Annotated in this window: 29 protein-coding genes and 1 riboswitch; of the genes, 22 read left to right on the top strand and 7 right to left on the bottom strand. The window is 63.1% G+C overall.

The window, feature by feature from the left end:
• Positions 1-236: 236 nt before the first annotated feature.
• Positions 237-875 (top strand): TetR/AcrR family transcriptional regulator, encoded by a 639-nt coding sequence (locus tag AC1RKJ_RS19225; RefSeq protein WP_492792506.1) that lies wholly within the window; start codon positions 237-239, stop codon positions 873-875.
• Between the two features lie 55 nt (positions 876-930).
• Here the strand turns inward: AC1RKJ_RS19225 and AC1RKJ_RS19220 are convergent, their stop codons facing one another.
• Both AC1RKJ_RS19220 and AC1RKJ_RS19215 read right to left on the bottom strand, forming a co-directional pair.
• Positions 931-2,190: an extensin-like domain-containing protein gene (locus tag AC1RKJ_RS19220; protein ID WP_492792505.1), complete on the bottom strand. Its 1,260-nt coding sequence runs from the start codon at positions 2,188-2,190 to the stop codon at positions 931-933.
• A 45-nt stretch (positions 2,191-2,235) separates the two neighbouring features.
• Positions 2,236-2,448, bottom strand: a complete 213-nt coding sequence (locus AC1RKJ_RS19215; RefSeq protein ID WP_492792504.1) for a hypothetical protein — start codon at positions 2,446-2,448, stop codon at positions 2,236-2,238.
• 248 nt (positions 2,449-2,696) lie between these two features.
• Between AC1RKJ_RS19215 and AC1RKJ_RS19210 the strand changes: the two genes are divergently transcribed.
• The 4 genes from AC1RKJ_RS19210 (at position 2,697) to AC1RKJ_RS19195 (ending at position 7,856) form a co-directional block, all read left to right on the top strand.
• Positions 2,697-4,346, top strand: coding sequence for a FecR domain-containing protein (locus AC1RKJ_RS19210; protein ID WP_492792503.1), 1,650 nt, complete (start codon positions 2,697-2,699; stop codon positions 4,344-4,346).
• A gap of 126 nt (positions 4,347-4,472) precedes the next feature.
• Positions 4,473-5,516 carry an MBL fold metallo-hydrolase gene (locus tag AC1RKJ_RS19205; RefSeq protein ID WP_492792502.1) on the top strand — a complete coding sequence of 348 codons (1,044 nt, stop codon included), beginning with the start codon at positions 4,473-4,475 and terminating at the stop codon, positions 5,514-5,516.
• Between the two features lie 66 nt (positions 5,517-5,582).
• Positions 5,583-7,136, top strand: a complete 1,554-nt coding sequence (locus AC1RKJ_RS19200) for a DUF4403 family protein (protein ID WP_492792501.1) — start codon at positions 5,583-5,585, stop codon at positions 7,134-7,136.
• A gap of 213 nt (positions 7,137-7,349) precedes the next feature.
• Positions 7,350-7,856 carry a transglycosylase SLT domain-containing protein gene (locus AC1RKJ_RS19195; protein ID WP_492792500.1) on the top strand — a complete coding sequence of 169 codons (507 nt, stop codon included), beginning with the start codon at positions 7,350-7,352 and terminating at the stop codon, positions 7,854-7,856.
• A 32-nt stretch (positions 7,857-7,888) separates the two neighbouring features.
• On the opposite strand, the gene AC1RKJ_RS19190 is transcribed toward AC1RKJ_RS19195, so the two are convergent.
• Positions 7,889-9,385 (bottom strand): hypothetical protein, encoded by a 1,497-nt coding sequence (locus tag AC1RKJ_RS19190; protein WP_492792499.1) that lies wholly within the window; start codon positions 9,383-9,385, stop codon positions 7,889-7,891.
• 276 nt (positions 9,386-9,661) lie between these two features.
• Positions 9,662-9,772, top strand: a riboswitch (TPP riboswitch).
• On the opposite strand from AC1RKJ_RS19190, the gene AC1RKJ_RS19185 reads away from it, so the two are divergent.
• The 7 genes from AC1RKJ_RS19185 to AC1RKJ_RS19155 all read left to right on the top strand — a co-directional run bounded on the left by AC1RKJ_RS19185 (position 9,760) and on the right by AC1RKJ_RS19155 (position 15,284).
• The gene (locus AC1RKJ_RS19185) at positions 9,760-10,779 is read left to right on the top strand and encodes an FAD-dependent oxidoreductase (protein WP_492792498.1); all 1,020 of its coding nucleotides are present in this window, start codon (positions 9,760-9,762) and stop codon (positions 10,777-10,779) included. It overlaps the preceding riboswitch by 13 nt.
• Positions 10,770-10,967 (top strand): sulfur carrier protein ThiS, encoded by a 198-nt coding sequence (gene thiS / locus AC1RKJ_RS19180; protein WP_492792497.1) that lies wholly within the window; start codon positions 10,770-10,772, stop codon positions 10,965-10,967. The genes AC1RKJ_RS19185 and thiS overlap by 10 nt, the downstream gene beginning before the upstream one ends.
• Positions 10,968-10,969: 2 nt before the next feature.
• On the top strand, positions 10,970-11,761 hold the full coding sequence (locus tag AC1RKJ_RS19175; protein ID WP_492792496.1) for a thiazole synthase: 792 nt from the start codon (positions 10,970-10,972) through the stop codon (positions 11,759-11,761).
• Positions 11,748-12,356, top strand: a complete 609-nt coding sequence (locus AC1RKJ_RS19170) for a thiamine phosphate synthase (RefSeq protein ID WP_492792495.1) — start codon at positions 11,748-11,750, stop codon at positions 12,354-12,356. The genes AC1RKJ_RS19175 and AC1RKJ_RS19170 overlap by 14 nt, the downstream gene beginning before the upstream one ends.
• A 23-nt stretch (positions 12,357-12,379) precedes the next feature.
• On the top strand, positions 12,380-14,311 hold the full coding sequence (gene thiC / locus AC1RKJ_RS19165) for a phosphomethylpyrimidine synthase ThiC (RefSeq protein WP_492792494.1): 1,932 nt from the start codon (positions 12,380-12,382) through the stop codon (positions 14,309-14,311).
• Between the two features lie 203 nt (positions 14,312-14,514).
• Positions 14,515-14,892 (top strand): hypothetical protein, encoded by a 378-nt coding sequence (locus AC1RKJ_RS19160; protein ID WP_492792493.1) that lies wholly within the window; start codon positions 14,515-14,517, stop codon positions 14,890-14,892.
• A gap of 98 nt (positions 14,893-14,990) precedes the next feature.
• The gene (locus tag AC1RKJ_RS19155; protein ID WP_492792492.1) at positions 14,991-15,284 is read left to right on the top strand and encodes a hypothetical protein; all 294 of its coding nucleotides are present in this window, start codon (positions 14,991-14,993) and stop codon (positions 15,282-15,284) included.
• Positions 15,285-15,332: 48 nt separating this feature from the next.
• Here AC1RKJ_RS19155 and AC1RKJ_RS19150 read toward each other — a convergent pair whose 3' ends face one another.
• On the bottom strand, positions 15,333-15,788 hold the full coding sequence (locus AC1RKJ_RS19150) for a hypothetical protein (RefSeq protein WP_492792491.1): 456 nt from the start codon (positions 15,786-15,788) through the stop codon (positions 15,333-15,335).
• A 496-nt stretch (positions 15,789-16,284) separates the two neighbouring features.
• Here AC1RKJ_RS19150 and AC1RKJ_RS19145 point away from each other — a divergent pair, with 496 nt between their 5' ends.
• The 3 genes from AC1RKJ_RS19145 (at position 16,285) to AC1RKJ_RS19135 (ending at position 18,261) form a co-directional block, all read left to right on the top strand.
• On the top strand, positions 16,285-16,713 hold the full coding sequence (locus tag AC1RKJ_RS19145) for a YeeE/YedE family protein (RefSeq protein WP_492792490.1): 429 nt from the start codon (positions 16,285-16,287) through the stop codon (positions 16,711-16,713).
• Positions 16,714-16,717: 4 nt separating this feature from the next.
• Entirely contained in the window at positions 16,718-17,185 is a 468-nt protein-coding gene (locus tag AC1RKJ_RS19140) for a DUF6691 family protein (protein WP_492792489.1), read from the top strand.
• A gap of 179 nt (positions 17,186-17,364) precedes the next feature.
• Positions 17,365-18,261, top strand: a complete 897-nt coding sequence (locus AC1RKJ_RS19135; protein ID WP_492792802.1) for a YiiG family protein — start codon at positions 17,365-17,367, stop codon at positions 18,259-18,261.
• 80 nt (positions 18,262-18,341) lie between these two features.
• Here the strand turns inward: AC1RKJ_RS19135 and AC1RKJ_RS19130 are convergent, their stop codons facing one another.
• Both AC1RKJ_RS19130 and AC1RKJ_RS19125 read right to left on the bottom strand, forming a co-directional pair.
• Positions 18,342-18,779 carry a hypothetical protein gene (locus AC1RKJ_RS19130; protein ID WP_492792488.1) on the bottom strand — a complete coding sequence of 146 codons (438 nt, stop codon included), beginning with the start codon at positions 18,777-18,779 and terminating at the stop codon, positions 18,342-18,344.
• Between the two features lie 124 nt (positions 18,780-18,903).
• A complete protein-coding gene (locus tag AC1RKJ_RS19125; protein WP_492792487.1) occupies positions 18,904-19,347 on the bottom strand; it encodes a hypothetical protein in 444 nt (147 codons plus the stop codon).
• Positions 19,348-19,518: 171 nt separating this feature from the next.
• Between AC1RKJ_RS19125 and AC1RKJ_RS19120 the strand changes: the two genes are divergently transcribed.
• Entirely contained in the window at positions 19,519-19,641 is a 123-nt protein-coding gene (locus tag AC1RKJ_RS19120; RefSeq protein ID WP_492792486.1) for a hypothetical protein, read from the top strand.
• A 72-nt stretch (positions 19,642-19,713) separates the two neighbouring features.
• Here AC1RKJ_RS19120 and AC1RKJ_RS19115 read toward each other — a convergent pair whose 3' ends face one another.
• Positions 19,714-19,980 carry a DUF2277 domain-containing protein gene (locus tag AC1RKJ_RS19115; RefSeq protein ID WP_492792485.1) on the bottom strand — a complete coding sequence of 89 codons (267 nt, stop codon included), beginning with the start codon at positions 19,978-19,980 and terminating at the stop codon, positions 19,714-19,716.
• Between the two features lie 250 nt (positions 19,981-20,230).
• On the opposite strand from AC1RKJ_RS19115, the gene AC1RKJ_RS19110 reads away from it, so the two are divergent.
• The 6 genes from AC1RKJ_RS19110 (at position 20,231) to AC1RKJ_RS19085 (ending at position 23,711) form a co-directional block, all read left to right on the top strand.
• Positions 20,231-20,488, top strand: coding sequence for a helix-turn-helix domain-containing protein (locus tag AC1RKJ_RS19110; RefSeq protein WP_492792484.1), 258 nt, complete (start codon positions 20,231-20,233; stop codon positions 20,486-20,488).
• Positions 20,489-20,538: 50 nt separating this feature from the next.
• Complete coding sequence (locus AC1RKJ_RS19105; RefSeq protein WP_492792483.1) at positions 20,539-20,769, top strand: hypothetical protein; 231 nt, start codon at positions 20,539-20,541, stop codon at positions 20,767-20,769.
• A 25-nt stretch (positions 20,770-20,794) separates the two neighbouring features.
• Positions 20,795-21,736: a hypothetical protein gene (locus AC1RKJ_RS19100; RefSeq protein ID WP_492792482.1), complete on the top strand. Its 942-nt coding sequence runs from the start codon at positions 20,795-20,797 to the stop codon at positions 21,734-21,736.
• Complete coding sequence (locus AC1RKJ_RS19095) at positions 21,733-22,425, top strand: YoaK family protein (protein WP_492792481.1); 693 nt, start codon at positions 21,733-21,735, stop codon at positions 22,423-22,425. Before AC1RKJ_RS19100 ends, AC1RKJ_RS19095 begins: the two co-directional genes overlap by 4 nt.
• 104 nt (positions 22,426-22,529) lie before the next feature.
• A complete protein-coding gene (locus tag AC1RKJ_RS19090; RefSeq protein ID WP_492792480.1) occupies positions 22,530-23,081 on the top strand; it encodes a hypothetical protein in 552 nt (183 codons plus the stop codon).
• Between the two features lie 276 nt (positions 23,082-23,357).
• On the top strand, positions 23,358-23,711 hold the full coding sequence (locus tag AC1RKJ_RS19085) for a hypothetical protein (protein ID WP_492792479.1): 354 nt from the start codon (positions 23,358-23,360) through the stop codon (positions 23,709-23,711).
• Positions 23,712-23,730: the final 19 nt, after the last annotated feature.

Genomic DNA, 23,730 nt, shown 5'->3' with positions numbered 1-23,730 from the left:
AAACTCATCAACATCCGGCGCGCTTGCACACCGGCACGCTTCAATTGCCGGCGATGATTTCGGAGCGAGCCAAAGCCACACGTTCCAGGGTCATCGCCCGACGTGCAACAAAATTACCATTGACCGAACGGTTCGGTCAATGGTAATTTCGCACTGTCACCCAATATCGCCGGCCGCTTCTTGGAGTCTCTATTCCTAGCGGCATCCGGGGCGAAACGTATCGGCAAGCTGAACGAATGGTTGCACACACATCCCTTTCCATCGCCCCGCAAGGCGACGAAGACAGCGCAAAGCACCGCCAGATCATGGACGGCGCACGGCGGGTTTTCATGGATCTGGGCTTCGACGGCGCCAGCATGAACGAGATCGCCCGAGCAGCCGGCGTCTCCAAGGGTACCCTCTACGTCTATTTCACCGACAAGAATTCGCTGTTCGAGGCCATCGTTGAACAGGAATGTCTGGAGCACGGGCGCGTCGCCTTTAACTTCGATCCTGACCGCGATCCGGAGACAGCCCTGCGCGATTTCGGCCGCGCCTATATTGAAGTGGTCTGCCGGCCGGACGGCGGCTCCGCAGTCCGCACCGTCATGGCCATCGCGGAACGGATGCCGGATGTCGGCCGCCGGTTTTATGAGAACGTGATCGCGCTGACGATGAATCGCCTCGCCACCTATCTCGAAGCGAAGGTGGAAACGAAGGAGCTTGTTATCGACGACTGCAAGCTCGCGGCCATGCAGTTCATGATGATGTGTCAGGCGACGCTGTTCCAGCCTTACATCTTTCAGGTCCGCCCTGTCCCCACAACCGAGCAGATCGTGACGGTGGTCGATAGCGCCACGCGGCTTTTCCTCGCGGGCTATCTGCCGAAGACCTGATCGGCGGCCGACATCGGCCTCCCGGTGTCCGCCGACATACGATCCGGGGCAGCGATCAGCGATCCTTGATGCGGGATTCGTCCTCGATCGACTCCTGGTCTTCCTTCGACAGCGGACCGCGCGCGAAGGCGCGCTTCATGCGCTGGCCGATGGAGCCGGTGATACCGCTATCGCGGCCCGCATATCCGCGCGGCGATGCGCGCGCCGCGACCTCCTCGCCGGACACTGCGGCAGGCTGGCAGATGACGCGGCCGCTCGCGCGCCGCATCAGGTCGACGTGAATGTGATCGTAGTGATAGACGTTCGAGCCCGGCGCCAGCACGGTGTTGAACTGCTGGCACGCCGCGCCCTGTATGTCGCGCAGGAAACCCTGCTCTTCCGGCATTCCCTTCCAGCCGTCCTTGACAGAAATGCGCCGTCCATCCGCCAGCGTGAACGATGCGATGTCGAGCGCGTTACCGAAAGCATGTTCGGAAATATGCGCGCGCGAATTGCCGTTCATGCCGCGGCATGAGTAAGCCGAAATCTGCTTGATCTCCGCGACCGGCGATCCGAACCAGCGCTGTGCGGCAGGCTGCACCGAGTCCGCCAGCCAGCGGTCAAGCGCGGAGACGATCGGACACGCCAGCGTTGCGGCGGGCTTCAGCGCCACCGGACCGAACCTGTTCACCGACGATCCCTGCGATGGCCCGAGACGCGGCGGCGTGTACGGCTGACTCACCGGATAGGACGGTTGCGCGGAATAGGGCGCGCGGGATTGCTGTGCGCGATTCATCGCGGGCGACATCGCGTCGGAGGCAGCCTCGATATCTTCTTCGTCGGGAGGCGCGACACCCGGCGCATTCAACGGCATCGGCGCGCCGCCTTGCGCCGGATATGGCGACGGACGTACGGCCGGATACGGCTGCGACGATGGAAAGGATGGCGCGGCCGCCTGCGGATAAGGTTGTTGCGACGGATAAGGCTGCTGCGAAGACGATTGCGGATAGGACGACGGCGGCTGCGACACCGGCCAGCGCGGCTGGTTGCTGATGCTGCCGGGCGGGCGCAAATCGTCGGCATAGCCGAAGCTGCTGCTGCTCTCGCCGAACGCCGCCACCTTCAAGGGAAATTCAGCGCCGCACGCGCCCGGACCCGAAATCGGGTCGATCCGAACGAGGGTGGCCGTCTCCTTCACCGTTCCGGATTTCAGGCACGCCTTCTCCGCCTCGGCCCGCCAGGGTTCACGTTCCGCGGTCATGAAACCACGGCCGCAACCCGCCAGCGCAACGAGGACACAGGAGCCGACTACGAACAAACTTACTCCGCGCGTCATCCGCGCACCGTCGCCGAAGATAATTAAAGACTCTTCAACGCATTGTTATTCAATGTTTTTTAACCACGTTTGCGCGGCTGGAGCGCCATCATCCACAGGAGCGACAGCAACACTGACTTTTTGCGCGGGGAACGCCTTGCTAGCGTTGCGCGTTACATCCGCCGACTGCGGACCAATGACCGCCAGCGTTGAGCCAAGGGAGCTTCCCATGACCATCGTCGGACGTTTGAGTGTTGTGGCAGCGTATGCGTCGATCATCTTCGTCGGTGCGATCGTTCTAGGCCTGTTCTAGCAATTGCTGGCCCAGCAATCTGAACGGTCTTCGCGCGCATCCAGGCCGCGCACGATCCTGTTTTTTAGCGACCACGGGCATCGATCCGGCTGATATTCCCCGTAATAATGCAATGAATAACCCGCATCGTGCCGGGCGCGGCGTTGCATCGCCCTGACCGGACTGCCAAGTTCGAGACTCTTGGTTTTTCCATTTTCCCCGACAGGTGTTCTTCGTGAGAATTTGTGGCGGCCTGCTTGTTGCTTCGCTGATTTTCTGTTGCGCATACGCATCCGCCGCACAGGCGGCTTCCGGTCTTCAACTCGCTCAGGCGACAACACCCGCACAACCAGCACCCGCCGCGCAGCCCGCGGCACCCGCCGATCAGCCACCCGCAGATCCGGCGCAGTCCGCCGATGCCGACACTGACGAGCCTGCCGGCAACGTCGCGACCTTGCAGGGCACCGCGACGGTGACACGCAACGGCATGACCGGTCCGCTGAAAATACAGGACGAGATTTTCAAGGGCGACGTGCTCCAGACCGGCAAGAGTTCGATGCTCGGTGTGACGTTTACCGACGACACCACGCTCAATCTCTCCGCCAGTTCGCGGATCGTCGTGGATAATTTCGTTTATCAGGACGGCGGAAAGGACAACGCCGCGCTGATCAATGTCACACGCGGCACCATGGCCTTCGTCGCCGCCGCCGTCGCCAAGACCGGCGACATGAAGATCGAGACGCCAACCGCGACGCTCGGCATTCGCGGCACCACCGGCGTCGTAGAAGTGCCAGAAGGCGCCGCGGCAGCCAGCAGCGCCAAAAATGTCGGCGTCAAACTTTATCCCGATGCCGACGGCAAGGTCGGGCGCATCGAAGTCAAGGCGCGCGACGGCGCGCCGCTCGGAATGCTGACGCAAGGCGCGAGCGGCTTCACCGTGCGCGGCACGATGGTGAGTGGATTCGGCATGCGAATGGCGGTCATGCCGATGGTCATGTCCGCGCAACTGATCGCGCGTGATCGCGGCTTCATGCAGCGCGTCCACAACATGCAAGGTATCGGGCGGCGCATCGTCGCGGAGCAACGCAATTTCCGGATGCAGAATCCGCAGCGCCCGCCCGCATTCGGACGGGGACCGCAACAGCGCGGCGGCTTCAATCAACCGGGCCAGCAGCAGCGCCCCGGACTCAATCAGCCCGGAAATCAGCGCGGCGGAGTTAATCAGCCAGGAAACCAGCCCGGTCAGCGCGGACAACAGCCCGGTCTCAATCGTCCGGGCCAGCCCAATCAGCCGGGACTGCGCAACCAACCGGCGCAACCCGGCCAACCGAACCGTCCGGGGCTCAATCAACCCGGTCAGCCGGGACGACCGGGTCTGCAAAACCAGCCGGGACAGCGCGGCGGCTTGCAGCCCGGCATCGGTCAGCCGGGGCGACCCGGATTGCCAAATCAACAAGGCGGAATGCAACGGCCACCCGGTGTGCCGAACCAGCTCGGACATCGGCCCGGATTGCCGAACCAGCCGGGATTGCAACGACCGCCCGGAGTACAGCAAGGCATTCCGCAAAGGATGCCCGGACAAACTGGATTGCCGCGGCAAACCGGCATGCCAAGTCCTTCTAACGTAACAGGTCCGTCCGGCGTGCCGGGCGGATTCCAGCGGCCATCCGCCATGCCGGGCGCGATACAGGGCGCAGACGGTATTCTCAACCGGCTCGGTGTGCCGAACATCCCCGGCGTCCCAAGCCGTGCCGCCGTTCCGCAAGTGCCGGCCCAGCGCATGCCGGCGGGATTGCCGCGCGCAGGACAACCCGCGCTGCCGACCGCGCAGAAAAAGCTCCCGCAACTGCAAAAACTGAAGCCGCCGCCGAAAGACCTTCGATAATCCGCACACGGTCATTGTGCCGCGCGACGCGAGGGGCAGCGCGCGGCCTTGACGTGCCGCGAAACAGGTTTCAATTGTATCTTCAGCGACGCAGGCCACGGCCGTCATGCCGCCAGGGAGCTTGCCATGATCTTTCGCCAGTTGTTCGACAGCGTCTCCAGCACTTACACGTACCTGCTGGCCAGCCGCAAAGGCGGCGAGGCGCTGATCATCGATCCTGTGTTTGAGAAGGTCGATCATTATATCCGGCTGCTGCACGATCTCGATCTCAAGCTCATCAAGGCGGTCGACACGCATCTCCATGCCGACCACATCACAGGGCTCGGCGCGTTGCGCGACAAGACCCATTGCATCACCGTGATGGGCGAGCAGAGCGGCGTCGATGTCGTTTCCATGCGGGTGTCGGACGGCGACCGCATCGGCATCGAAGGCCTGAGCCTCGACGTGCTCTACACGCCCGGCCACACCGACGACTCCTACAGCTTCATCCTGCCCGATCGTGTGTTTACCGGCGACACGCTGCTTATTCGCGGGACCGGCCGCACCGATTTCCAGAACGGCGACCCGCGCGCGCAATACGAATCGATCTTCGGCCGGCTGCTGAAATTGCCGGACCACACGATGATCTTTCCGGCGCACGATTATAAAGGCGACACCGTCTCCACCATCGGCGAGGAGCGCGCCCACAATCCGCGCCTGCAGGTCAAGTCGGTCGATCAGTATGTCGAACTGATGAACGGCCTGCATCTCCCGAACCCGAAGATGATGGACGTGGCGGTGCCAGCCAACCTGCATGTGGGACTTGTGCAGGAAGACGTCGCATTGCGCGGCTGGGCTGTCTCCGCTTCGCAGGCCAAAGAACTTGTCGGGCATCCGGGCGTCGTTCTCATCGACCTGCGCGAGCGCAGCGAGCGCGAGAAGCATGGCGTGATTCCCGGCTCGATCCATGCGCCCTATCCCGATCTCGAGGACAACGTGAAAGCCGGCGGCATTCTGCATGAACTTGCAGCGGCCTCGCACAGCCGCCTGCTGTTCTACTGCGCATTCGGAGAACGCTCCGCCATGGCGGTGCAGGCCGCACAGGCCGCAGGACTGACCGCCGCCTGCCATATCCGCGGTGGTATCGATGCATGGCGCACGGCCGGCGGTAACATCGCGCGCAACGGCTGACGGCGCGGAACTGGCGCACACGGCGCAACGGCTGTAGCATCGCGCCATGATGCGTGCGGAGTCGCTATGCGCTTGAAAGTGATCTTACTGGGATTGGCGGCTCTCGTCGTGTCGTTCGCCGCGAGTCTTTACGCGATGAACACTTTCTGGCCCCCCGTCGTCCAGAAACCGGTGCTCGCGGCATTGCCGCCGCTGCCGCCGGTCTCGCGCAATTCCGAAATTCTCACGCCCATCGCGGTGTCGATCACCGCGCTGCGTGACGCGCTCGATCGCGCCGCGCCGCGCAACATCGGCGGCAAGGCCGACAATCCTGTCAGCCAGATTCTCCAGAATGCCGACATCAACTGGACGGTGACGCGTGGGCCGATCGCGGCGTCAGGCGTGCAGAACGCGCTGGCGCTGTCGACGCCGCTCGACGGCAAGCTGACCGTGCTGGGTTCAATCTCGGCGGCGAGCGGATCGGCGCTCGGCAACGTGCTCGGAAACGTTCTCGGCAGCAATGCCGCCAAGCAACTCGGCAACATCTCGATCAAGCAGTTGAACGCCAACGCCGCGATTCACGGCAATGTCGCGATCACGTCGCGGCCTGAAATCCTGCGCGAGTGGCGCATCGATCCGAAGCTGACCGCGCAGGTCAATCTCGGCGAGAGCAGCCTCTCGGTCGCCGGCGCAAAGATCGCGGTGCCTGCGCAGGTCAAGCCGCTGATCGACAAGACCGTCGCCGAGCAGATGGGAGTCCTGCAGCAGCGGCTGCGCAACGATCGCTCGCTCGAACAGAACGCGCGGCGCGAGTGGGCGAAACTTTGCCGCTCCCTCCCCTTGCCGCCCGCAGCAGCGGGCATGCCGACGCTGTGGCTCGAAATGCGCCCCGTGCGCGCCGTCGCGGCGCAACCGCGCATCGACGCCAACAACGTCAACCTGATGCTCGGCCTGCAAGCGGAGACACGCGTGCTGCCAGCGGAGACCAAACCGGACTGTCCGTTTCCCGCGACGCTTGAGATCGTGCCGCCGCCCGAGCGCGGCCGCATCGCCATCGGCGTGCCGATCGATCTGCCTTTCACCGAAGTGAACAAAATCGTCGAGGTGCAGTTGAAGGGCCGCACCTTCCCCGAGGACGGCAGCGGCTCGGTCGACGTCACCGTCAAAAGCGCAAGCGTCACCGCGGCCGGACAACGGCTGCTGATTTCGCTGCTGGTGAACGCCAAGGAAAAGAAGAGCTGGTTCGGCTTCGGCGGCGAAGCGACGATTCACATCTGGGGACGCCCGGTGCTGGATCAGGCGCAGCAGATTCTGCGATTGACCGACCTCGAACTCGCGGTCGAATCCGATTCCGCGTTCGGCCTGTTAGGGGCCGCCGCACGTCCGGCGATTCCCTATCTGCAGCGCGCGCTGGAACAACGCGCCACCATCGACCTGAAAACATTCGCCGCCAACGCGCAGCAAAAGATTTCCGGGCTGGTTACGGAATTCCGTCAGAACGACGACGGCATCCGCATGGAAGCGTCGGTGAGCAGTATCCGCCTCGGCGGCATCGCATTCGATTCCAAAACGCTGCGCGTGATTGCGGAGGCGGAAGGCTCGATCAGCGTGGCGGTGACGGCGCTGCCGAATCTGCAGTGAAATCCTGCTCGTCATTGCAATATCAGGACTTCATTTTGCGGCTTCATCCCGCTAAATCATTCACATCATGGAACTTATTTCGTGACATGATGTCTCCACATTTGTTCCGCATTGGAACTCTTCGCGCCCGCTGCCGTTGAGCCGGGCCATTCGTCGCGCCGGCGTTGCATCCCGCGTTGGACTCATTTCCATTTTCTCGTTGAGGACACACACATGAAACGTATCTTGCTCGCCGCAGCAGCGGCGATGATGCTGATTCATCCGGCAAGCGCCCAGCGCGCGAACTACGAGCAGATGGTGGCGAGCCACGCCGCCGCGAACGGTGTTCCCGCCGAACTCGTGCATCGCGTGATCGTGCGCGAGAGCCGCTACAATCCGCGCGCCGTCAGCAAGGGCAATTACGGCATGATGCAGATCAAGCTCGCGACCGCGCGCGGCCTTGGCTACACCGGCACCGCGCAGGGCCTGCTCGATCCGGACACCAACCTCACCTACGCCGTGAAATATCTTGCGGGCGCCTATCGCGCCGCGGGCGGTAACCACAACCGCGCTGTTTCCTATTATGCCGGCGGATATTATTATGCCGCAAAACGTCAGGGACTGACACCGCGTCAGCAGATTCGACAGGCGCAGGCTGAACCGTCGATCTCACTGTTCGATGCAAACGCGCAGGAAGTTGAGCGTCCCGTCCGGCATCATCGCCACCGCCATCATCACTGAGAAAATTGAGCGCTGAGTTAACAGAGCCGGCTTCAGTTTGAAGCCGGCTTTATTTTTGAGTTGGTCGCAGCGTCCGGCTTGCGAACGTGAACGACAGCGCGATCGTCGGCATAGATCCGCTGCCAGCCATCAAGATGATCGAGCAGCCCGACCGCCGGAGTCGCGGGTGTCAGCAACGTCGCATCGATCTTGTAGGTTTCGAGCAGGCCCAAAAACGAATCCACATTCTTCAGTGCGAAAGCCTCGAGCGCGGTGACGACGAATTTTTCGCCGTACAATTCCGCGCGGCCGTCGAAGAAGGTCGGGATGCCCTGCGTGATGAGATAACCGCCGAACCCGGAATTGTGCAGGATTCGCTCAGCCTTGCGCTCCTTCAGCACATCGACCGCCGCGGCGGGGGTCTGAACCGCCATCGGTGTGAATGTGTGATACGCGGCGAACGCCCACGTCGCACTGACCGCCGCAAGGATCACGACGACAATGCCGGCAATGCCGCGCGATGCGCGCGCGTGATCGCCGGTCTGGCCGAGTTGCTCCGCCAGTGGCTTCGCCAGCACCAGTGGCGTCAGCAGCGCGAACACCTCGATATTGCGACTGTGCGAGAGCGCCATGTGCAGCAGACCGAGCACCAGCAGGATGCGCGTCGGCGTCAGCACGATGCCGCGCCAGAGCGCAGCACCAAGCGCCGCCAGCAGGCAGATCTCGAACGGACCGAGGCCGCTGAAATCCGCCGGCTGCCATTCGGGGATCAACGGCATTGCACCGCCGAGATCGAGAATCTGCCGCGCGGCCAACAGTGAATTCCAGCCATAGGGTGTGAGGCAGCTTGCGGCGAGCGCGCACAGGCCGAACGCCGCCCAGCGCAGCGCCAGCGGAATGCGCTGCGATGCATCGGCATTCCACAGCGCGTCGAGCGCGAACGGCGCGACCAGCGCCACGCCCAGCACGAAGCCGCCATGAAGATTTGCCCACAGCACGATCAGCGGCAGCAGCCAGTACGAAGGCGTGGTGCGATTGTCGCTGGCCGTGACGAGACCGTTGACCCAGGCCATCATCACCGGCAGCGCGAGGAGATGCGGTCGCGCGAGAAAATGGTGCGCGGATAAAATCACCGCCGCCATCGCAACGATGATCGCATGGGTCGCGGTGAACCGCTGGCAGAGGATATGCGCCAGCAGCGCGAACGCGGCAGACGCCGCGAGCGAGGCAAGGATCACCGGCCCTGCCCATCCGATGGCGGAATACGAGGCCGCATAAAGCACCTGCGCCAGCCACGAGGAGGAGATCCATGGCGCGCCGAGTTTGGTGAAGGAGTAAATGTCGGTGATGGGCAACGCGCGATGATCGATGATCCATTGCCCGATCGCGATCTGCCAGTAGGTGTCGGCATCCTGCAGCGAGCGATTGCCGCCGAGCACCATCAGCAGAAAGAGGCCCGCACCGAGCCACAGCCACGGCGGCACCTGGCCGACAGCTTTCGCAAGCGTGCCCGGCGTCTGCGCGATGCCGTTGTGCCCGGCGATGCTCATATGCGGTCCTGAACCCGGAAAGAAGTTCCGCGATCTAACCACCGGCGGCATAATTCCCGGTAAATGTGGACCCGGACTTTCTCGCCAGAATCGCAAGAAACCGGCCCCAAATGGCCCTTATCCACGCGCGGCAAGGTCAACGAACCCTTACCGCGGTTTTCGGCGTAGCTGCGCCTTGCATTGCGAAATGCAAAAGCGCGTTTCCACGATGCGGAAAAGCGGTGCGCCCCGGCGCCTCCGCCCATTGAAACCGGGGGGTATCGGGTCTATCGTAATGATTGTTCCGAGGGGGGCTCCGGCGTGGAGCTGAGATACCGCGTGTTGCGCGGTGACCCTTTGAACCTGATCCGGGTCATGCCGGCGAAGGGACAGGGATGTTGCAAGAACCATCATCTCCGCGAGGAGAGTCTTCCGTCAACATTATAGGTGCGGGCATCGCCGGTTCATGGCAGGCGCTGCTGTTTGCGCGTGCCGGCTATGACGTGACGCTGCATGAGCGTGGCGACGCTGCGATGATGCAGGCGACCAGCCATTTCGCCGGCGGGATGCTGGCCCCCTGGTGCGAACGCGAAGCCTCCGAACCGGTCATCACCCGCCTCGGCATCCGCTCGCTCGATCTGTGGCGCGAGCAGCTTCCCGAAACACCGTTCAACGGTTCGCTGGTCGTGGCGCATCCACGCGACCGCACCGACTTCGAGCGCTTCGCCAAGCTCACCACCGACCACGACCGTCTCGACGCCGGCGGCATCGCCGAACTCGAGCCATCGCTCGACGGCCGATTCCGCGAGGCCTTGTTCTTCGCCGGTGAAGGCCATGTCGAACCGCGCACCGTGCTGCCGAAACTGCACGCAAAGCTGGCCGAAGCCGGCGCGACCATCCGGTTCAACAGCGACCGCGACGTGAAAGATGATGCCGACGGCATCGTGATCGACTGCCGCGGCTTGAGCGCGCGCGACACATTTCCCGATCTGCGCGGCGTCAAGGGCGAGATGGTGATCGTCGAAACGCCCGAGGTGCAACTGTCGCGGCCGGTGCGGCTGATTCATCCCCGCTGGCCGCTCTATATCATTCCGCGCGACGGCAATCGCTTCATGATCGGCGCGACCAGCATCGAAAGCGAGGACACCGGCGTCAGCGTACGCTCGGCGCTGGAATTGCTGACCGCCGCCTATGCCGTGCACCCGGCCTTCGCCGAGGCGCGCATTGTTGAAATCGGCGCGGGCCTGCGTCCCGCCCTCCCCGATAACCTGCCGCGCATCGCCATCGACGCCACGCGCATCTCCGTCAACGGGCTTTATCGCCACGGCTTCCTGCTGGCGCCTGCCCTTGCGGAACTGACGCTGGCCTATGTCGAGCGCGGCGCCATCGACAACGAGGTGATGCAATGTTCCTGATCGTCAACGGCGAGCGCCGCGAGACCAAGGCCACGCGCGTCGATGCGCTGCTGGCCGAACTTGAATATGAAGGCGCGCATCTGGCCGTCGCCGTGAACTACGACGTGGTGCCGCGCGCGCGTTGGGCCGACACGCCGCTCAACGACAACGACGCGGTGGAAATCCTCACGCCGCGGCAGGGAGGATGAGCATGTCCTCGACCGTGAAATTCTACGACAAGGAATTCTCGTCGCGCCTGCTGATCGGCAGCGCGCTGTATCCGTCGCCGAAGATCATGCAGGACGCGATCCGCGCCTCGGGCAGCCAGATCGTCACCGTGTCCGTGCGCCGCGAAACCGCCGGCGGCAAGACCGGCGACCAGTTCTGGTCGCTGATCCGCGAACTCGATGTAACGGTCCTGCCCAACACCGCGGGCTGCAAGAGCGTGCGCGAGGCCGTGACCACCGCGAAGCTGGCGCGAGAACTGTTCAACACGCCGTGGATCAAGCTCGAGGTCATCGCCGACGACGAAACGCTGCAACCCGACGTGGTCGGCCTTGTCGAAGCCGCATCGATCCTCACGAAAGACGGCTTCGAGGTGTTTCCCTACTGCACGGAAGATCTGAGCGTCGCGCAGCGGCTGGTCGATGCGGGCTGCAAGGTCGTGATGCCATGGGCCTCGCCCATCGGCAGCGCGCGCGGCATTACCAATCGCGATGCATTGAAGCTGCTTCGCCAGCGCCTGCCGGATATTACGCTGGTGGTCGATGCAGGCCTCGGCGCGCCGTCACACGCCGCGGAAGCGCTCGAACTCGGTTTCGACGCCGTGCTGCTCAACACCGCCGTCGCCAAGGCCGACGATCCGGTCCGGATGGGCAACGCCTTCCGCCTCGCCGTCGATGCCGGCCGCGCCGGATACGAAGCGGGCCTGATGGGCGCGCGCGATTTCGCTTCTCCTTCAACCCCTGTCGTTGGGACACCTTTCTGGCATGTCGTATCCTGATCGCTTCTATCCCGTCGTCGATACTGTCGCGTGGGTCGCGCGGCTGACCAAGCTCGGCGTCGGCACCGTGCAATTGCGCGCCAAGGACCTCGACGACGCAGCGGCTCTGACGCTGGTGCGCGAGGCGCTCGCCGTCACCAACGGCACGCCGACCAAGCTCGTGGTCAACGACTACTGGCGCGCCGCCATCGAATGCGGCGCGGAGCATCTGCATCTCGGGCAGGAAGACATCGCCGACGCGGACGTCGCCGCCATCAAGCGCGCGGGCCTCACGCTCGGCATCTCGACCCATGACGAGGACGAACTCGACAACGCGCTCCGGAACAAGCCGGACTACATCGCGCTCGGCCCGATCTTTCCGACCACGCTGAAAGCCATGCGCTTCGCGCCGCAAGGCATCGAGCGCATCACCGCATGGAAGCTGGTGATCGGCGACATTCCGCTGGTCGCCATCGGCGGCATCAAGCTCGAGCAGGCCCGCGAGATTTTCGCCGCGGGCGCGAATTCCATCGCCGTCGTCAGCGACGTGACCCAGAACGCCGATCCGGACGCGCGCGTGCGCGCCTGGCTCACCGATTATTCAGAAGCTGCCTGAGACATCCTTCAAAGGAGGACGCCATGAACAAACCAATCAACACGGCCGACCTGAAGCCCGCCGTCACCACCGGCAACCTGCCGGCCTCGCGCAAGATTTACGTGACGCCCGACGAGGCCGCGGATGTCCGCGTGCCGCTGCGCGAGATCATTCTCTCCGAGGGCGCTGGCGAGCCGAACCTCCCGGTCTATGACACCTCCGGCCCCTACACCGATCCGAACGTCATCATCGACGTCAACGCGGGCCTGTCCCGCGAACGCATCAAGTGGGTGAAAGAGCGCGGCGGCGTCGAGGAATACGAAGGCCGCGACATCAAGCCGGAAGACAATGGCAATGTCGGTGCCGCACACGCGGCTGCGCAATTCAAGGCGCACCACAAGCCGATCCGCGGCGTCGGCGACGCCATGATCACGCAGTACGAGTTCGCGCGCGCGGGCATCATCACCAAGGAGATGATCTACGTCGCCACCCGCGAAAACCTCGGACGCAAGGTTCAGCTTGAACGCGCGGAAGCCGCCCTCAAGGACGGCGAGAGCTTCGGCGCGGACATTCCCGCCTTCGTCACGCCGGAATTCGTGCGCTCCGAAATCGCGCGCGGCCGCGCCATCATCCCCTGCAACATCAACCACGCCGAACTGGAGCCGATGATTATCGGCCGCAACTTCCTGACCAAGATCAACGCCAACATCGGCAACAGCGCCGTCACGTCATCGGTCGAGGAGGAAGTCGACAAGATGGTGTGGGCGATCCGCTGGGGCGCGGACACCGTGATGGACCTCTCGACGGGGCGCAACATTCACACCACGCGCGAATGGATCTTGCGCAACGCGCCGATCCCGATCGGCACCGTTCCGATCTATCAGGCGCTGGAGAAGTGCGACGGCGATCCGGTCAAGCTGACGTGGGAGCTGTATAAAGACACGCTGATCGAACAGTGCGAACAGGGCGTGGACTATTTCACCATCCATGCTGGCGTGCGGCTGCCGTATATCCACCTCACCGCCAATCGCGTCACCGGCATCGTGTCGCGCGGCGGCTCGATCATGGCGAAGTGGTGCCTCGCACATCACAAGGAGAGCTTCCTCTACACGCACTTCGACGAAATCTGCGACTTGATGCGCAAGTACGACGTGTCGTTCTCGCTCGGCGATGGCCTGCGCCCCGGCTCGATTGCGGATGCCAACGACCGCGCGCAGTTCGCCGAACTCGAGACGCTCGGCGAACTCACCAAGATCGCGTGGGCCAAGGGCTGTCAGGTGATGATCGAAGGCCCCGGCCATGTGCCGATGCACAAGATCAAGATCAACATGGACAAGCAGCTTAAAGAATGCGGCGAAGCGCCGTTCTATACCCTCGGGCCGCTGACCACCGACATCGCGCCGGGATACGATCATATCACGTCGGGCATCGGTGCTGCGATGATCGGCTGGTTCGGCTGCGCGATGCTTTGCTACGTGACGCCGAAGGAGCATCTCGGCCTGCCCAACCGCGACGACGTCAAGGTCGGCGTCATCACTTACAAGATCGCGGCGCACGCCTCGGATCTCGCCAAGGGTCATCCGGCGGCGCAACTGCGCGACGACGCATTGAGCCGCGCGCGGTTTGACTTCCGCTGGGAGGACCAGTTCAATCTCGGCCTCGATCCGGAAACGGCGCGCAGCTATCACGACGAGACGCTGCCCAAAGAAGCGCACAAGGTCGCGCATTTCTGTTCGATGTGCGGACCGAAGTTCTGCTCGATGAAGATCACGCAGGACGTGCGCGACTACGCCGCGACCCTCGGCGACAACGAGAAGGCCGCGCTCAATCTCGACGGCAAACTCCCCGGCGTCGGCATGTCGATGTCCGGCGTGATCGAGGACGGCATGGCGCAGATGAGCGAGAAGTTCGTCAAGATGGGCGGACAGGTCTATGTCGAAGCGGAGGCCGTGAAGGAAAGCAACAAGGCCTTCTGAGCCTCGTCATTGAAGCCAATCGAACGGCGGGTTGCGCGAACGCGCAGCCCGCCGTTTTCGTGTGCCCTTCGAAAATAATCCCGCGAGCTTGTACCCGCGATAGTTGAACTGCGGCCAGATCACGCTAACCTTGGCGGCGGGGAAGAAGGCGGGCGATTACTGTTGTTTTCCGGACTTTGATTTTAGCTGCGGCCAGTCTGGCCGTGACCAGCGTCGAGCCATCGGCCGCTGCGGGCGGCGCCAAGCTCACCCTCACCCGCGTCAGCGGATTACAATACGCAGGCGTGCCGGCGACAGTGAACGTCAACGGCCAGAAAGTGGCCAGTCTTTGGGGCGGATCGTCGGCCACCGTCGATTTGGCGCCGGGCGCGAAAACCATCACCGTCGATGCATGGTCTTATCCCGGCAGTTGGACCCACACCCTGAACGTCAAGCCGGGCGCCCGCTACACCATCGATATCTCGCCACGCGACGGCAGCGCCGCGTCAGCCGTGCTCGGCCCGGTCGGCACCGCGATCGAAGCCAGCTCGAAGAAAAAGCAAGGCGGCGCATTCCAGATGCGTGTCGTGACGGCGCGTTAGCCGGATCGCACGGCTGCGGATAAGCGAAGCTCGTCGAGATGGGCGGACAGGTCTAATGTCGAGGCAGAAGCGGTGAAAGAGAGCAACAAGGCGTTCTGATGCGCTCGACGCTGCGCATGCTCAAGATCGCGACGGCGCTGGGGATTCTCAGCGCCGTTGCTTTGTCTGGCACTGCGTTCGCGACGAAACCCTCCGCCGCAGGTCGCACATGGATCGACACCTGCATGGCGCAGCGCAAGGCGAGCAACGAGAGGTCTTTGAAGCTGCGGAAATACTGCACCTGCATGCATGCGGTCGTTGACAGCAACGAGCCGTTCGAGAGCATCAGCGCGCTGGAGCACACCTACCCGCCCGCGCATCAGATGTGCTGGAAGGATGCGGGGAGGAAGTGAGTTTGCAACGCCATCGTGAAATCGGACGACTGCCCACTTATCGCCAAACTATTTGCCGTTCGTCATGCGCCTTACCATCTCCTCGATCATCGGAATATCCCGTTCAATCTCCCCTGCGATTTGGCCTGCGCGCTCTGGCGAAATGACTTTTCCTTCCTCGCAATCAAACACGATACCACCGGTGGCCTTGGCATAAGCGCCGCCCGCCATGTACGCGGCGATGCCTTCGTAAGGATTTCCGGTCCAGCGAAATGCAAGAACGAATTTCCAGCTGTGACCGAACTCGACGTCGGAAAGTTCGGCCATTAATTCGGCAGCGCTCCAGTGATCGCACTCAAAGGCAGCCTGCCTGTCCCTGAGTTGCACCGGCAATACACCCTTCAAGTCGGCGAAAGGCAGCCCCGTGAACAGCCGCAACGGAAAGCCGCTGGCATCAATCGCCTGTTGCCATGCAGTAATCGACGGCAGCTGCACGTCTGACAGGACATACAATTCCATCGACATCTCAAACTCCCATAGCATTCAGCATGGAATGTATCCGCGCGACATACATCGTAGGATCAAACTTACCTCGTCGATACTTTCGGGATGGGCCGCGCACAACATTCAATTCGAAAACAGGTGTATTCGATGTGGCACCCGTTGCTTCGCGAAGCGCGTTTGCCCTCGCTGGCCTTATTCTCGCATCGCCTGTTTTGACATTATAGATGGCAATGACGTCACCCTGAATATTGCGTAAGACAACATCGGTTCTAACGGTGCCTAAAAGTCCGTAGCGAGGGTCGCTATCGCTAAAGCTACGTTCAATATCTCCTAAGCCTCATCCAACATCGCTCCAATCAGACAAAACCCGTATTGGATTTTATTCCTCCATCAAATTGATGCCTCGTGCCCAGTCCTGTTCCAAGGGATAAACGGGTATACGACGACTTGGGACTGTCACCCGGTATGCGAGCTGCTCCGACAACTGATTATCCAGCGCTTGTGATAGGCTCCCCCCATGCATAACCTCACACCTCTCTCCGGTCTTCTCGGCGGCGCGCTGATCGGGCTTGCTGCTGCGATGCTGATGCTGTTCACCGGGCGCATCGCGGGCATCAGCGGCATCTTCGGCGGACTTCTTTCACCAACAGCAAGTGATCGCGGCTGGCGCATCGCCTTTCTTGCGGGCCTGATCGCGGCACCGATCATCGCAGCACTGCTCACTGGCGCGGCACTCCCCTCGCCTGCGATGCCCGCGAGCCTGATCGTGATTATCCTCGCCGGTCTGCTCGTCGGGTTCGGCAGCCGCATGGGCGGCGGCTGCACCTCGGGTCACGGCGTGTGCGGTGTCGCGCAGCTGTCGGCGCGCTCGCTCGTTGCCACCGCGGTCTTCATGGTCGCGGCGATCATCACTGTCGCCATCGTGCGTCACGGTATGGGAGGCTGATGCGATGCCGCTCGTTCTCGTAAGCTTCATTTGTGGACTCATCTTCGGCGCGGGCCTCTTGATCTCCGGCATGGCCCAAACCGGAAAAGTGCTCGGCTTCCTCGACATCTTCGGCGCGTGGGACGCGACGCTGGCGTTCGTGATGGCGGGCGCCGTCGCGGTCACCAGCATCGGGTTTGCGCTGGCACGGCGACGTGGCGCTCCGGTCTTCGCCGCGCAGTCGCTCTGGCCGACGCGCAAAGACATCGATGCGCCGCTGGTTGCGGGCGCAGTGCTGTTCGGGATCGGCTGGGGTCTGGTCGGGCTTTGCCCCGGCCCGGCTTTGGTCAATCTCGCGGGCCTCAGCCTGCCGGTGATCGTCTTCGTCGCCGCGATGGCCGCTGGAATGGTCGGTCAGGATATCTGGAGCAAACGAAAGACGGTCGCGCCCATAGAGCGCGAGACCGCCGTCGTCACATCCACCGACGGTTAGCGATCAGCAACCGTCGCGCATCACCAATACCCGGCTTGACCTCGATGTTTTTCACGGCTGATGTCGAACCGTTTGGCGCGTCATGTCGACACACCACCGTGTTCAACAGGGCGACCGGAGCCATGCACAGCAGAACCGTTTCCACACGAACCCTCATCGCCGCGTTTGTCGCGGCATGCATGGCCTACCCGGCAGCAGCGCAAACAAAGCCCCCGGCCTCGCCGTCCGAAGCTGCCTTGACGGAAAAGATGAACGCTTACGTGGGCTGCATCAATCGCCTGTCCGAGCGCTCCTACAGTTCCCGCAGCCGCTATTTCAGCTGGGCCAAGCAGAGCGGGCCGACCGGCAAGGAGCGGATCATCTACGGCACGTATACGATCTATGACACGTCGGACTGCCGCAAGAATGTAGAGAAGGCCAACGCGCTGGAACCTCGCGATGCCGAACTGGAAGCGTCTGCGTCGGCTTACGCCGATGCCGTCGGCAAGCTGGAGCCGCTGCTGAAGGAGACGGACGATTATTACACGCAGGAGAACTACAAGGACGACAAGATGGCCAAGGGGAAGGCGCTGCATCCCCAGCTTGTCGCGGCGTGGGATGCCTTTGCAAGGGCGGACAAGGATTTGCGCCGCAATGTCGAGGTCATCAACGACAGGCGCGCGCTGGAGCGGCTTGCCGAGATCGAACGCGGCGAAGGCCGCAAGGCGCGCTATCATGTGGAAGCGCTGATGATCCAGGCCAAGCGCGTGTTGCGGGCGCAGAATGCCGACAAGCCGGATCTTGCCGCGATCACGCAAACGCTAAGCGACTACGAAGCCGCCATCAAAGGCGTCGAAGAGGTCGCGAACGCCGAGGGCGGCCAGAAGATCGGTTCAATGTTCACCAGCAGCGCCAAGTCGTTCCTGACATCCGCAAAACAACTGATGCGCCGTGTCCGCGACAAGGTGCCTTACAGCAGCGGCGACAAGATGATGCTCAACGCGGGCAGCGGCTGGATGATCGAGGGATCGCCTGAGCGGCTGCTGCGCGACTACAATCAGCTGATCGAGTCCTACAACCGCGGCGCGCGCATCTAGATCGCGCGCCGGACAGCGGACTGCTCGAGTCCACGACTTGAGGGAGAAAGGCGCGCCGGGATACGGCGCGCTTTCGCGTCTTACTTCAGCGTAATCGCCAGTCCGCTCAGGTCCGCGTTGGCCATCAAGCCGACCTGCCGCCCGGAGAGTTCGAGCACCGCGCCCTTCTGGTTGGTCAGCACGATGGCGCGCGCGCCGCTGCCGACCGCGATGCCCGCGCCCGCAGCGCCATAGACACCCGCGACGTCCGAAGGACGGTTGATGTTGCTGACCCGTCCGCGCAGCACCGTCTTCGATCCGCCGAACACGAGGCCGTAGTCCAGCCCACCGGCGGAGAGCCGATAGCTCCTGCCCCGGAAATTGAGCGTGCCGCCGCCGCCCGAGCCGCCGATGAACCAGCCGGCCTTGTAGACCGTGAGCGACACGGTGCCCGAGTCGGCCTGCGCTGCGGATGACAGGCCGATGCCTGCGAACGCGAGAGCTATCGCCGCGGCGCGAAGGACGGATAATCGTTGCATGTGGTTTCCCCGGATTGTGTTGAGTTTGATGAACAGGCGCTTGCGAAAACGCATCACAGATGAGTCGCGCGAAGCTTACCCCATGGGGCGGATTCGCGCAGCCCAAACGGCATGATCGGCCGCCCTATCCCCGCGGGCATTCCCTGTAGCCGAACCGGTCGATGATCTGCGCGCCGGAGATGGTGCTGAATTCCAGCCTTGTGAGATAACCCTTCTCGACAATGTATTGCCGCAGCTTCGCGTTGTAGGCGTTCAGCATCCGGTTAGTGGAGCCCGCGTTGATGACATTCCTGTTCGCGCCGCGGCCATGGCCGGCGTGAAACAGCAGCCGCGCACTGCGCTCGACGCAGACGTTGCGCACGCCGAGAAACAGCGTGCAGTTCGACTGGCAATGGCCGCGAATCCGAAACAGTTCGCCGCTGGCGTTGGCCTGATCGATGGCCGGCTGGAATTTCTCGATCCATCCGCCTTGGCTGAAGCGGTCCGACGTGTCGGCAAAAACAGGCGAGACCATGCCGGCCATGGACGCGCAGGCGCAGGTGAGCAGCAGCGCAACGACACATTTCATCGAATGCCTCCGGGCCTGAGCGGCTTTGTGTAAGGTTAACTCGTTGCCCGACAGCGGCAAGACCATTGCGAGCGCCCGCGCCGAGGCATAGCTTTCATGCCAGACATTGAACGCTGCTTTTTTGAGTCGGTGTTCAACTGCCCGACGGTCAAACACATCAAGAAGTGGATTATGACAATGTTGGCGGAAATCTTTTTATTGAAACTTGAAGCCCTGCTGCGCGTGGCCGCGATCGACCTGCGGGCCGGATCGAGCGATCCGCGTTTCGTGCCGGTCGCGCTGCCGCGCCGCTAAAGACGAGCGGACCCCGCGAACCAAAAGCAGCGGGCTGCCCGCTTGCTTCAGCCACACCCGCCTTCTGCCGGCTTAACCGAACCGCGCCTTGCTGCGCTCCCTTGCCTTTTCCGCTTCCACCTCGCGGTCGCGCGCCGGCGCGTGGGTGTGCAGCGACGTCAGCAATCGCCGCGCGACCTCGGAAACATCGGCGACGGCGCGGTTGAACGCATCTTCGTTGGCCTTCGACGGCGCGTTGAAGCCGGACAGCTTGCGCACGAACTGCAACGCCGAGGCGTGGATTTCATCCTCGGTCGCCGGCGGCTCGAAATTGAACAGCGTCTTGATGTTGCGGCACATGGCCGATCTCCTTGTCCATCGCGGGCCCGATATTATTCGCTCTGAACCGGGCCGGTTTAAAGGCTTAAGGGACTGCGCGCGCAGGATTTTCCCGCGGTTCCATCCGGTTCCAATTCGTGAGTTCCATGAAGGGGTTAGAGCGCCGTTAGGAAATTGTTAACTATATCGGCCCACCCTTTTTTCAGGGCTGAGATCGGAGAACTTTTAACAGTCTGCGTCCTTCGTGGACACGGATTTGGTGGAGGTCTCGATGACCCAAGACACAGCACATCACATCGCCGGAATTCTGCCGCCGAGCGGTCCCGCCATCGCGCCGAAGCGCGTGGTCCGGCTGCTGATCGGCGCCACCGTCGGTGAAATCGAACGCGAACTTATCGTGCAAACGCTGGCCCGCTGCGGCGGCAACCGCACGCACGCGGCGCGCGTGCTCGGGGTCTCCGTGCGCACGCTGCGCAACAAGATCCGGCAGTATTCCGCTGACGGCGTCGAGGTCCCGGCGCATCACTAGCGTTGATGGAGCCTCGCAATCGGGTTACGGTTCCTTGCTGAGGAACAGACATGACCAGACTGACCAGAATGATACTCGCGTGTGGGGCCGCGACGGTGCTTGTGGCCCTGCTCGCCGCGTCGTCGGCGCAGGCCGCCGGCACGCCGGAGCAACGCCGCGCCTGCCGCAAGGACGCGATGACCTTCTGCCGGCAGTTCGTTCCCAATGTGGAGCGCATCACGGCCTGCATGGAGCGGAACGTCTCGAAACTGTCCCCGCTCTGCCGGAAGCAATTCAGGTAGCCGCCGGCACGGTCGCGAGGCACGAATGCACATTCCCGCCACGCTCGATCAGGCTCGCTGCATTCTGGCGATCATGCTGCGTGTCGCGGCCGCCGAGGGGCCGCCGACCGAGGCGGACAAGGAAAGCATCGCAGCAGCCACTCGCTATATTTTCCAGCTTGAGCCGCAGTTCGGCCTCGCCGGGTTGATGCCGCTCAGTCCCTCGCGGGTCAGCGCACTTGCGTCCGACGCCGATCTCGCCCGCCAGGCCGTGAGCTTTGCAACCGTCATCGCGCTGCTCGACGGCACGATCAATGTCGAGAAACTTCACGCCGTGATCAAGCTGGCCGGCACGCTCAAGGTACACGACGAATTCGTCGACGACCTCGCGCGGCTTGCGGCGGGCAAACTCTCCGACGCCATCGATCACATGACCCTTGCCAAAATCGAAAGCGTGACCGGCCGCAAGTGGACGACGGCGGAGGCGGACACGTGGCTGCGGCCTTACAACGCCGAGCCCGATCCCGCACTTGCGACGCGGTTTCACGCGCTGGCGCGGCTGCCGGGCGATACGTTCGGCTACGCCTTCGCGGCCTTCTATGACGAGAACAACTACGCCTATCCCGGCGAACCAACCGCGCTCAACTTCGCCCTCTCCGTTCCGCACGATTCCGTGCATGTGCTGGCCGGTTACGACACGTCGCCGCGCGGCGAACTGCTGACGTCGGCGGTGTCGGCGACCATGCATCGCAATCAGGGGATGTCGGGTCATGTGCTGCCGGCGATCCTGAGCGGACATCTCGGCATTCCAATCGACGATGCCGCGGGTGCGGCCACCGGCGCGCTCGATCCGCAGGAGTTCTGGTACGCGTGGGCGCGGGGTGAGGACACGGCGGCGGACCTGTTCGGTCCTGACTGGAATTTCTGGTCGGCGGCGATCCAGCCGATCGCGGCTGTGCGTGACGTGGTGGGGCTCATCCCCACATGAATCAGCTCACCCGCACCAACGTCGTCGCCGCACTGCTGTCGTTCAACGGCGGCTTCGTCGACACCGCTGGCTTCCTCGGGCTCAATGGCCTGTTCACGGCGCATGTCACCGGCAACTTCGTCACGCTCGGACACGCGCTGGTCGAAGGCAGTCACGGCATCATTGGAAAAATTCTCGCGCTGCCGGAATTCATCGCGGTGATCGCGCTGGCGCGGCTTGCGGGTATCGTCCTGCGGGCGCGTGGTCTGCCTGCGCGGCCGATCCTGCTCACCGTGAAGGTCATGCTGCTCGCCGCCTTCTTCGGGCTCGCGGTCGGCTTCGGTCCGTTTCCGGATGCCAACACGCCGGCGGCGCTGCTGACCGGCTTCGCCGGGGTCGCCGCGATGGCGATGCAGAACGCCGTGCAGCGCGTGCACATGGCGAACATGCCGCCCTCCACCATGATGACCGGCTCCACCGTGCAGGCGACCATCGACGCGGTCGACCTGCTTGTCGGCACGACGCCCGAACAGGCTGCGCCTGTGCGCTTTCGCTTCAGCCGCCTTGCGCTCACCATCGGCTTCTTCGCGATCGGCTGCGCGGTCTCCGCGACCATGTATGTTTTTGTGGGCTTCTGGTGCCTCGCGCTCGCGGTCGTGGTCGGCGCGGTGGCGTCGATCATCCATGTCGAGGAAGCGCGCACGGCATAAAGGCGCTTGCGCCCTACCCGCTCCGGTTGCAGATTAAAGGCTGGGCCGGGGATGTCGTTGTGCGTGGTGTCGCGTTCGCCGTGATGACAGCAGGATTGTGCGCGATGCTTGCCGCATGCGCATCGCCTGATCCCTATGTGGTCAATCCCGCGACCACGACCTCCGGCAACTGGAAAATCGAAAAGCAGGTCGATCGCATCACCGGCGTGCCGGTGCCGAGCGCGATGCTGATCATCGACAACGCCTCGAACAGTTTCGCCGACTACGCCAAGCCGGCTTCGATGCAGCTCACCTGTTTCGAGGGCAAGCCGATGGTGCGCTTCGCTTTCGAATTCAAGGTCGGCACCGACCCCAACTCGACGCTTGGTTATCGCTTCGACGAGAAGCCCGGCCACGACAATGTCGCGGCGCGCTTCCTTCAGGAATACCGGACCGTGGTGATCGAGGACCGTGCCGCGGTCACGACATTCGCCGGCGAACTCGTGAGCTCAAGCGGTCTTGTCATACGCATCCGCTCGCTCGCGGCCGGGCGCACCACGGCGGAGTTCAAACTCGACGGCGCGCCCGCTGCCGTTGAGGCCGCCTTCGCGGGCTGTCCGCTGACGCCGCCGCCCGCGCCCGAGACGAAGAAGAAACGCGGCCACGCCAGGGCGTGACGGGGACTTCACCTCGCCCCGTTTACGGGGAGAGGTCGGATCACGCAGTGATCCGGGTGAGGGGCGCCAGCATTCGGTCGTTACAAAAGCCCCTCACCCCGACCCTCTCCCCGCTTGCGGGGAGAGGGAGCAAATCAATTGTTGGTACAGCCATGCTGCGCCGCATCGTGCCTCATCTATGCGCAGGAGGAACGTTGCACGCCCGACGGGTTTGTCTCGACGGTCTTGCGCGACTCTCCGAAACTTTGCGCGAGTCCTTGACGTCCGGAGGATCGCATGAGGTGGCCATCGCGCGTTGCCCTGATGATTCCGCTAATGCTGTTTGCCACGACGACCTTCGCGGTCGATCGCGGACAGTTTGCCGACGTACCCGAACACATCCGGAAATGGTTCAAGGATGCGCGCAGCCCCGCCGGCGTGCCGTGCTGCGATGTCTCAGATGGACACCGCACCGATTACGATGTGCGCGGAGGCAACTACTGGGTGCCGATAGAGGGCACGTGGTGGCTGGTGCCGGAGAAAGCAATCATCCGCACCGGCGGCAATCCCACCGGCGGCGCGGTGGTGTGGTACGTGACCCTTCGCGGCAATATCGAGATCACTTGTTTCGTGCCGGCCGATGGGTCGTGAGCCATACAGCACACAGGCA

This window comes from Afipia sp. GW822-FHT04G07, from assembly GCF_058800765.1.
This window is presented reverse-complemented; position numbering and strand designations above follow the sequence as displayed.

What these genes read in the sequence shown, in the direction of transcription:
- AC1RKJ_RS19225 (WP_492792506.1), top strand. Translation starts at nt 237, where the DNA reads ATGGTTGCACACACATCCCTTTCCATCGCCCCGCAAGGCGACGAAGAC.
- AC1RKJ_RS19220 (WP_492792505.1), bottom strand. Translation starts at nt 2,190, where the DNA reads ATGACGCGCGGAGTAAGTTTGTTCGTAGTCGGCTCCTGTGTCCTCGTT.
- AC1RKJ_RS19215 (WP_492792504.1), bottom strand. Translation starts at nt 2,448, where the DNA reads ATGATCGACGCATACGCTGCCACAACACTCAAACGTCCGACGATGGTC.
- AC1RKJ_RS19205 (WP_492792502.1), top strand. Translation starts at nt 4,473, where the DNA reads ATGATCTTTCGCCAGTTGTTCGACAGCGTCTCCAGCACTTACACGTAC.
- AC1RKJ_RS19200 (WP_492792501.1), top strand. Translation starts at nt 5,583, where the DNA reads ATGCGCTTGAAAGTGATCTTACTGGGATTGGCGGCTCTCGTCGTGTCG.
- AC1RKJ_RS19195 (WP_492792500.1), top strand. Translation starts at nt 7,350, where the DNA reads ATGAAACGTATCTTGCTCGCCGCAGCAGCGGCGATGATGCTGATTCAT.
- AC1RKJ_RS19190 (WP_492792499.1), bottom strand. Translation starts at nt 9,385, where the DNA reads ATGAGCATCGCCGGGCACAACGGCATCGCGCAGACGCCGGGCACGCTT.
- AC1RKJ_RS19185 (WP_492792498.1), top strand. Translation starts at nt 9,760, where the DNA reads ATGTTGCAAGAACCATCATCTCCGCGAGGAGAGTCTTCCGTCAACATT.
- thiS (WP_492792497.1), top strand. Translation starts at nt 10,770, where the DNA reads ATGTTCCTGATCGTCAACGGCGAGCGCCGCGAGACCAAGGCCACGCGC.
- AC1RKJ_RS19175 (WP_492792496.1), top strand. Translation starts at nt 10,970, where the DNA reads ATGTCCTCGACCGTGAAATTCTACGACAAGGAATTCTCGTCGCGCCTG.
- AC1RKJ_RS19170 (WP_492792495.1), top strand. Translation starts at nt 11,748, where the DNA reads ATGTCGTATCCTGATCGCTTCTATCCCGTCGTCGATACTGTCGCGTGG.
- thiC (WP_492792494.1), top strand. Translation starts at nt 12,380, where the DNA reads ATGAACAAACCAATCAACACGGCCGACCTGAAGCCCGCCGTCACCACC.
- AC1RKJ_RS19155 (WP_492792492.1), top strand. Translation starts at nt 14,991, where the DNA reads ATGCGCTCGACGCTGCGCATGCTCAAGATCGCGACGGCGCTGGGGATT.
- AC1RKJ_RS19150 (WP_492792491.1), bottom strand. Translation starts at nt 15,788, where the DNA reads ATGTCGATGGAATTGTATGTCCTGTCAGACGTGCAGCTGCCGTCGATT.
- AC1RKJ_RS19145 (WP_492792490.1), top strand. Translation starts at nt 16,285, where the DNA reads ATGCATAACCTCACACCTCTCTCCGGTCTTCTCGGCGGCGCGCTGATC.
- AC1RKJ_RS19140 (WP_492792489.1), top strand. Translation starts at nt 16,718, where the DNA reads ATGCCGCTCGTTCTCGTAAGCTTCATTTGTGGACTCATCTTCGGCGCG.
- AC1RKJ_RS19135 (WP_492792802.1), top strand. Translation starts at nt 17,365, where the DNA reads ATGGCCTACCCGGCAGCAGCGCAAACAAAGCCCCCGGCCTCGCCGTCC.
- AC1RKJ_RS19130 (WP_492792488.1), bottom strand. Translation starts at nt 18,779, where the DNA reads ATGCAACGATTATCCGTCCTTCGCGCCGCGGCGATAGCTCTCGCGTTC.
- AC1RKJ_RS19125 (WP_492792487.1), bottom strand. Translation starts at nt 19,347, where the DNA reads ATGAAATGTGTCGTTGCGCTGCTGCTCACCTGCGCCTGCGCGTCCATG.
- AC1RKJ_RS19120 (WP_492792486.1), top strand. Translation starts at nt 19,519, where the DNA reads ATGACAATGTTGGCGGAAATCTTTTTATTGAAACTTGAAGCCCTGCTG.
- AC1RKJ_RS19115 (WP_492792485.1), bottom strand. Translation starts at nt 19,980, where the DNA reads ATGTGCCGCAACATCAAGACGCTGTTCAATTTCGAGCCGCCGGCGACC.
- AC1RKJ_RS19110 (WP_492792484.1), top strand. Translation starts at nt 20,231, where the DNA reads ATGACCCAAGACACAGCACATCACATCGCCGGAATTCTGCCGCCGAGC.
- AC1RKJ_RS19105 (WP_492792483.1), top strand. Translation starts at nt 20,539, where the DNA reads ATGACCAGACTGACCAGAATGATACTCGCGTGTGGGGCCGCGACGGTG.
- AC1RKJ_RS19100 (WP_492792482.1), top strand. Translation starts at nt 20,795, where the DNA reads ATGCACATTCCCGCCACGCTCGATCAGGCTCGCTGCATTCTGGCGATC.
- AC1RKJ_RS19095 (WP_492792481.1), top strand. Translation starts at nt 21,733, where the DNA reads ATGAATCAGCTCACCCGCACCAACGTCGTCGCCGCACTGCTGTCGTTC.
- AC1RKJ_RS19090 (WP_492792480.1), top strand. Translation starts at nt 22,530, where the DNA reads ATGCTTGCCGCATGCGCATCGCCTGATCCCTATGTGGTCAATCCCGCG.
- AC1RKJ_RS19085 (WP_492792479.1), top strand. Translation starts at nt 23,358, where the DNA reads ATGAGGTGGCCATCGCGCGTTGCCCTGATGATTCCGCTAATGCTGTTT.